We start from the raw sequence: 6,434 nt of genomic DNA, 5'->3' as shown, positions 1-6,434 counted from the left end.
GGCGTGGACAGCGAGCGCGAGGACAACGATTTCACTCCTTTCCGGAATATCATCAACGAATGGTATGCCAAGGACACGAGCAAGAAGATTCGCGCTGTATTCCGCAACAAGGGTATGTCTGGTCAGCGCATTTCCACGCAAACTCCCTACGGCTATCTCCGCAATGAGGATGGAAACCTGTATGTGGACGAGGAAACCGCGCCGAATGTCAGGTTGATCTTTCAACTCTGTGCCGAGGGAAACGGCCCCGGTAAAATCGCCCGTATGCTCAAGGAACAAGTGATACCTACGCCGGGGACACTCGAATTTCAGCGCACCGGACGAACAAGATGGTATCGTCCAGACGATCCCTGCCGATGGACTTCTGATACCGTTGCGGGCATTTTGGAGCAGGATAGTTATTTAGGCCGCACAAGTAATTTTAAGTTCAGCAGGGTTTCCTATAAGAGTAAGAAAAAAGTGGAGAACCCTCCGGAAAAATGGGTGACATTTGAGAACACACACGAAGCCATCATTGATGTTGAGCTGTGGAACGCCGTGCAAAAGATACGCTCCCAGCGCCGTCGGCCGACCAAGATGGGCGAGATGGGGATGTTCTCAGGCCTCACCTACTGCGCCGACTGTGGCGCAAAGCTATACCATTGCAGGACCGGCTCGTGGACCTATGAGCAGGAATGCTATAATTGCTCTACCCAAAAGTCTCATAAGGGGTGCTTCGGGCATTACATCCGCGCCGTGGTATTGGAACAGCTTGTGCTTCAAAACCTCCAGCGCGTCATTGCCTATGTCCAAGAGGACGAGAATGAGTTTGCGCGGCTTGTCATGCGAAACCAGACCGCAGCGCAAGCGGCAGAGCAAATGCAGACCAGACGTCTTTTAGAAAAGAACACGCGGCGCATGAACGAATTGGATACAATCATCCAACGGCTCTATGAGGACAACATCAGTGGAAAGCTGACGGATGAGCGTTTCAAGAAGCTATCCGAAGCCTACGAACAGGAGCAGGCGACTTTGCGGGAAAATGTTCCTGTGCTGGCTGCTCAACTACAAGACGCGGACGACAAAATGATGAACGTGCAGCATTTCTTAAAGGCGGTACGCAAATACACACAGCCGGAGAAGCTGACGGCCGCTATGCTGCGCGAGCTTGTAGAAAGAGTGGTGGTCTATGCGCCGGATAAATCCAGCGGGCATCGTGTCCAACGCATTGACGTGTACTATACATTCATCGGTAAAATAGATTTCTCACCGGAATATAGCAAAAAAGGAACAGCATGATATTTTCATACCATGCTGTTCCAACCGAAGAAGAAATGTTCTTTATCAGTAGACCACTTCGGCGTCTCTTTATTTTTGCCCGATCGCCCCTCGAGGTCGGGAAGTCGGCACATGAAACGGCGCGGCGGCGCATAGAATGCAGGGAAAGGGAGGCGTCGTTATGCCGAAGATCTATCTCAGCCCCTCCACGCAGGAGTCCAATCCCTACATCACCGGAAGCGGCAGCGAGGAGTACAATATGAACCGGCTCGCCGACGCGCTGGAGCCGTATCTTTATGCCAACGGCATCCGCTTTGTGCGCAACACGCCCGACATGAGCGCCGCGTCCTCCATCGCGCAGGCGAACCGCCTCGGCGGCTTTGACTTCTATCTCGCGCTCCACTCCAACGCCGCCGCGCCGGAAAACTCCGGCAGCGTGCGCGGCGTGCTGGTGTTTTACTATCCGACGAGCGCGGAGGGCAAGCGCGCGGCGGAGCTGTTCGCCGCGAACCTCAAACGCGTTTATCCGCTGCCCGACCTCGTGCGCACCGTGCCCACCACCGCGCTCGGCGAGGTGCGTCAGCCGAAGTATCCGGCCAACCTGCTCGAGCTGGGCTACCACGACAACTATGCCGACGCCGCGTGGGTCGAGAACAATATGGACGCCATCGCGCGCGAGCTGGCGCGCTCGCTGACGGAGTATTTCGGCCTGCCGTTCATCGAGCCGCAGCCGGTCGTGCAGGGGACTGTCTCCACGAGCGGCTCGCCGCTGCGCCTGCGCGCCTACCCGAGCGCCGCGGGGCAGACCATCGCGCTCATGCCGAACGGCGTGCCGGTCACGGTCTACGGCGCCTGGCAGGGCTGGAACACGGTAGAGTACAATGGGAACCTCGGCTACGCCGCCGAAGCGTATATCGAGAGCTGACGGGCAGCCGGGAATGCCGCTTTTTAATTGGGCAGTGCGGAAACACGCCGCAGGAGCGGCCGAGCGGAAATAGAAGCAGACCGGATCGTTTTCGGAAAAACAAGCACACTGCTCCCGAAGATCCGGTCGAGATTTGAGGTCCGGGGGTCAAGGGGCTTGCCCCTTGCGTTCTCTTGGGGTTCCAAAGGGGTGGTTCTCTTCGGAAGAGAATCACCCCTTTGACAAAAGCCGTGCGTCGCGCGGCTGACCCCACGCGCTTTTTCGACAAATAGTTTTTGCTTGACACTTGTTTACAAAAAGGTTACAATATTCGGTGGATTTATGGAGGGGAGAGAAGGGGCTCTCCCGTTTGTTGATTCAAAAACCCGTTTTGATATACCATCGGGACACGGTCGGACCGGCCGCTCCGATGGAAGCAAAAGTGGACACAGGAGGAATCAAATGAATATACCCAGCCTTGTCATCGGCTTGGCGGCGGGACTTTTCATTGGTATTCTTGCTTGTATTCTGTACCGCAACAAGAAGGCGAAGGACGATAAGGAAAAGATCGCCAACGCCGAAGAGGAGGCGCTGCGCATCATCAACGATGCCATCAAGAGCGCCGAGAGCAAAAAACGCGAGGCCACGCTGGAGGCGAAGGAGGAGATCCTCCGCTCCCGCAAGGAATACGAGAAGGAAGAAAAGGAACGTCGTGCCGACCTGCAGAAGCAGGAACGCCGCTTACAGCAAAAGGAAGAAAACATCGACCGCAAGACCGACGCGATCGAAAAGAAGGAAGAGGCCCTTGCCCAGAAGCACGCCGCTCTGGACAAGGAGAACGAAGAGATCAAAATCATCAAGCGCAGCCAGACCGAGATGCTCGAGCGCATTTCCGGCTTTACGGCTGACGAGGCCAAGAAATACCTGATCGAGCAGGTCGAGTCCGAGGTCACCCACGAGACCGCCCTCAAGATCAAGGAGATCGAGGCCCGCGCCAAGGACGAAGCGGACCAGTATGCCCGCGAGATCGTAGCGTCCGCCATCCAGCGCTGCGCCGCCGATCACGTCGCCGAGATCACCGTCAGTGTGGTTCCCCTGCCCAATGACGAGATGAAGGGACGCATCATCGGCCGCGAGGGCCGCAACATCCGCACCATTGAAACGCTCACGGGCGTCGATCTCATCATCGACGATACGCCCGAGGCCATCACCGTCTCCTGCTTCGAGCCGGTGCGCCGCGAGGTCGCGCGTCTGGCGCTCGAAAAGCTGATCGCCGACGGCCGCATCCATCCCACCCACATCGAGGAGATGGTCGCCAAGGCCCGCCGCGAGGTGGACGCCGTCATCAAGTCCGAGGGTGAGCGCGCGGTGCTCGAGACCGGCGTGCGCGGCCTGCACCCCGAGCTGGTGAAGCTGCTCGGCCGCCTGCATTACCGTACGAGCTACGGTCAGAACGTGCTCCAGCACTCCATCGAGGTCGCGCATCTTGCCGGCATGATGGCAGCCGAGCTCGGCGCGGACGTCGCCACGGCGAAGCGCGCCGGCCTGCTGCACGATATCGGCAAGGCCGTCGACCACGAGCTCGAAGGCACCCACGTCGCGCTCGGCGTGGAGTTCCTGCGCAAGTACCATGAGCGCGAGGACGTCATCCACGCGGTGCAGGCGCACCACAACGACGTCGAGCCGCAGACCGTCGTCGCCTGCCTCGTGCAGGCCGCCGACGCCATCTCCGCTGCCCGTCCCGGCGCCCGCCGCGAGAACATCGAGAACTACATCAAGCGCCTCGAAAAGCTCGAGGAGATCACCGGCTCCTACCCCGGCGTCGAGACCTCCTACGCCATTCAGGCGGGCCGCGAGGTCCGCGTGATGGTCAAGCCCGAGCAGGTGAGCGAGGACGATATGGTCATCCTCGCCCGCGAGCTGGCCAAGCGCATCGAGAGCGAGCTTGAGTATCCCGGTCAGATCAAGGTCCATGTGCTGCGTGAGACGAAGGTCATCGAATACGCCAAATGAGAAAAAAGCACCGCCGAAGCGCCGCTTCGGCGGTGCTTTTTTCGTCTGCTATGAAAATGAAAAATGCAGAGAATTCCGATTATGAAAGGATTCCTTCATAAAAAGGGCAGAAGAGACAAAAATTTTTCCGCATATTTGGTGAAAGTCTCAAATCGAGAAATGATTTGAGACTTTTTCTTGCGTATTGAGCGTCGAGAGCTTATAATACAGAAGAACGGGACTGATTTGTGAAAAATTAGACAATCCAAATAATTTATAGTGAAGGAGCAAAAAGACTATGGATTTCCATCTGTCCAAAGAGCATCTGCTGGTTCGCAAAATGTATCGCGAATTTGCAGAAACCGAAGTCAAGCCTTTAGCCGAAGAACTCGATGAGGAAGAGCGCTTCCCCATGGAGACCGTCGAAAAGATGGCCAAGCTCGGCATGATGGGCATTTACTTCCCCAAGCAGTATGGCGGCGCGGGCGGCGACGTTCTGAGCTATGCCATGTGCGTTGAGGAGCTGGCGAAGGTCTGCGGCACCACCGCGGTCGTCGTCTCCGCTCATACCTCCCTGTGCTGCGCCCCGATCTTCGAGAACGGCACTGAGGAGCAGAAGATGAAGTATCTGCCCGACCTTCTCTCCGGCCGCAAGATCGGCGCGTTCGGTCTGACCGAGCCCGGCGCCGGCACGGACGCTTCCGGCCAGCAGACCATCGCTGTCAAGAATGAGAACGGCGACTACGTCCTCAACGGCAGCAAGTGCTTCATCACCAACGGCAACGTTGCCTCCACCTTCGTCGTCTTCGCCATGACCGACAAGAGCAAGGGCAACCACGGCATTTCCGCCTTCATCGTCGAGAGCACCTTCCCCGGCTTCTCCACCGGCAAGCACGAGAAGAAGATGGGTATCCGCGGCAGCTCCACCTGCGACCTCGTTTTCGAGGATTGCGTTGTTCCCAAGGAGAACCTGCTCGGTAAGGAAGGCGAGGGCTTCAAGATCGCTATGAAGACCCTCGACGGCGGCCGTATCGGCATTGCTTCCCAGGCTCTGGGCCTTGCCGAGGGCGCCATCAACGAGGCGGTCAAGTACACCAAGGAGCGCGTCCAGTTCGGCCGTCGCCTGAGCCAGTTCCAGAACACCCAGTTCCAGCTGGCCGATATGCACACCCGCACCCAGGCTGCTCAGTACCTCGTTTACGCCGCTGCCTGCAAGAAGCAGAACCATGAGGATTACTCCATGGACGCTGCCATGGCCAAGCTCTTCGCCGCGGAGACCGCTTCCGACGTCACCCGCCGCGCGGTCCAGCTCTTCGGCGGTTACGGCTACACCCGTGAGTATCCCGTTGAGCGCATGATGCGTGACGCGAAGATCACCGAGATCTATGAGGGTACTTCCGAGGTCCAGCGTATGGTCGTCGCCAAGTATCTCGGCGTGAACTAAGAAAGAGGAGGTAACAAAACAATGAAGATCATCGTTTCCGTTAAGCAGGTCCCCGATACCTCCGGTAAGGTCGCCGTCAATCCCGATGGTACCCTGAACCGCGCTTCCATGCAGACCATCATCAACCCCGATGATATGAACGCCGTCGAGGCCGCCCTCAAGATCAAGGACGCCACCGGCTGCAAGGTCCTCGTCGTCACCATGGGTCCCCCGCCGGCAGAAGGCATGCTGCGCGAGCTGATCGCCATGGGCGCGGACGAAGGCTATCTCGTTTCCGCCCGTGAGTTCGGCGGCTCCGATACTTACGCCACCTCCCAGATCCTCGCCGCCGCCGTGGATACCATCGGCCTCGACAAGGACGACATCGTCTTCTGCGGCCGTCAGGCCATCGACGGCGATACCGCGCAGGTCGGCCCCCAGATGGCGGAAAAGCTCCATCTGCCGCAGGTCACCTACGCCGCCGACATCCAGAAGGACGGCGACACGCTGACCATCAAGCGTATGCTCGAGGACGGCTACATGACCATCAAGGTCAACACCCCCTGCCTCATCACCTGCATCAAGGAACTGAACACCCCGCGCTACATGAGCGTTTCCGGTGTGTTTGAGTGCTACTCCAAGCCCGTGACCGTTCTGGACTACAACGCCCTGAAGGATCATCCCCTGATCGACGCCACCACCATCGGCCTCAAGGGCAGCCCCACCAACATCCTGACCTCCTTCACTCCCCCGCAGAAGGGCGCCGGCCAGATGCTCGAGGGCAACGACATGAAGACCTGCGAGAAGCTCGCCGGTATCCTGTCTGAGAAACACATCATTTAAGGGAAGGAGAGTACG

5 protein-coding genes are annotated in these 6,434 nt (G+C 58.1%); all 5 read left to right on the top strand.

What is annotated here, in order from left to right; translation table 11 throughout:
- On the top strand, positions 1-1,278 hold a 1,278-nt coding region (locus KQI17_RS12080), incomplete at its 5' end, for a DUF4368 domain-containing protein (RefSeq protein ID WP_216496463.1).
- A 160-nt stretch (positions 1,279-1,438) separates the two neighbouring features.
- Positions 1,439-2,182, top strand: coding sequence for an N-acetylmuramoyl-L-alanine amidase (locus KQI17_RS12075; protein ID WP_216496462.1), 744 nt, complete (start codon positions 1,439-1,441; stop codon positions 2,180-2,182).
- Between the two features lie 441 nt (positions 2,183-2,623).
- Positions 2,624-4,174: a ribonuclease Y gene (rny, locus tag KQI17_RS12070; RefSeq protein ID WP_216496461.1), complete on the top strand. Its 1,551-nt coding sequence runs from the start codon at positions 2,624-2,626 to the stop codon at positions 4,172-4,174.
- A 277-nt stretch (positions 4,175-4,451) separates the two neighbouring features.
- Positions 4,452-5,597: an acyl-CoA dehydrogenase gene (locus tag KQI17_RS12065; RefSeq protein WP_022018759.1), complete on the top strand. Its 1,146-nt coding sequence runs from the start codon at positions 4,452-4,454 to the stop codon at positions 5,595-5,597.
- Positions 5,598-5,618: 21 nt separating this feature from the next.
- Positions 5,619-6,419, top strand: coding sequence for an acryloyl-CoA reductase electron transfer subunit gamma (acrB, locus tag KQI17_RS12060; RefSeq protein WP_022018760.1), 801 nt, complete (start codon positions 5,619-5,621; stop codon positions 6,417-6,419).
- The last annotated feature ends 15 nt before the right edge of the window (positions 6,420-6,434 follow it).

Source organism: Oscillibacter sp. MSJ-31 (assembly GCF_018918025.1).
GTDB lineage: Bacteria > Bacillota > Clostridia > Oscillospirales > Oscillospiraceae > Hominicoprocola.
Note: the sequence above shows the minus strand (reverse complement) of the source record. Positions and strands in the feature narration are given on the sequence as shown.